The 1,034-nt window shown below is 61.3% G+C and carries 1 pseudogene; it reads right to left on the reverse strand.

The features are described 5' to 3' along the window. A pseudogene (locus HBF26_RS19340) lies at positions 1-972 on the reverse strand (IS3 family transposase); the annotation flags it as partial. Positions 973-1,034: the final 62 nt, after the last annotated feature.

Here is a 1,034-nt window from a genome sequence, read left to right on the forward strand (position 1 = left end):
CGTGAAGCAGACTCGGGAACCAGTGTTCATTGAGGCACTCGTCGCGCAAGCGACCGTTGAACGATTCGATGTAGGCATTCTGGTTCGGCTTGCCCGGTTCGATCAGGCGCAGCTGCACGCCACGCTCGTGAGCCCAGGTGACCATGGCCTTGCCGCAGAACTCTTTACCGTTGTCGCTACGGATCATTTTCGGGAGGCCCCGGGTGAGCGCCAGGCGATCCATCACACGCGTCACGCCCACGCCGGAGATCGCGCGTTCGACCTCGATAACGACAGCCTCGTGCGTAGCGTCGTCGACGACCGTCAGGCACTTGATGACGCGGCCCTCCGCGGTACGATCGAATACGAAGTCCATCGACCAGACCTCGTTGGGTGCCATGGGTCGAAACAAGGGCTGTCGGTCACCTGCCGGCACCTTCTTACGCTTGCGGCGACGCACCTGCAGCCTAGCGGCTTGATACAACCGCTCTACACGCTTGTAGTTCACGATCATCCCTTCTTGCCTGAGCTTCAGATAGATCATGCCGACGCCATAGCGCCTGTGCCGCTGCGCCAAGGCCACGATCCGCTGCCGAAGTTCGCCATTGCGGTCCGCGCGCGGCGCGTAACGCAACGCACTGGCGCTCATACGCAGCACCGTCAATGCACGGCGTTCGCTGAGTCCTTGGCTCGTCATCTCCCGCACCAGCACGCGTCGAGCCGGTGCGGTCACCACTTTTTTCGCAGTGCCTCACGAGTGATCTCGTTCTCCAGCATCGACTCCGCCAGGAGCTTCTTCAGCCGGGCGTTCTCCGCCTCAAGCTCCTTAAGTCGCTTGGCTTCGGACACCGTCATACCGCCGAATTTGCTGCGCCACAGGTAGTACGAGGCTTCGCTGAAGCCGTGCTTGCGGCACAGGTCCTTCACTGCCAGCCCGGCTTCGGCCTCACGCAGGAAGCCGATGATCTGCTCTTCGGAAAAGCGCTTCTTCACGTCCAATCTCCGTCAGTTGGGGGATTGGACTCCAAATCGCCGTGCTACTCAAAACTGGGGGG

The organism is Luteibacter jiangsuensis, from assembly GCF_011742555.1.
GTDB lineage: Bacteria > Pseudomonadota > Gammaproteobacteria > Xanthomonadales > Rhodanobacteraceae > Luteibacter > Luteibacter jiangsuensis.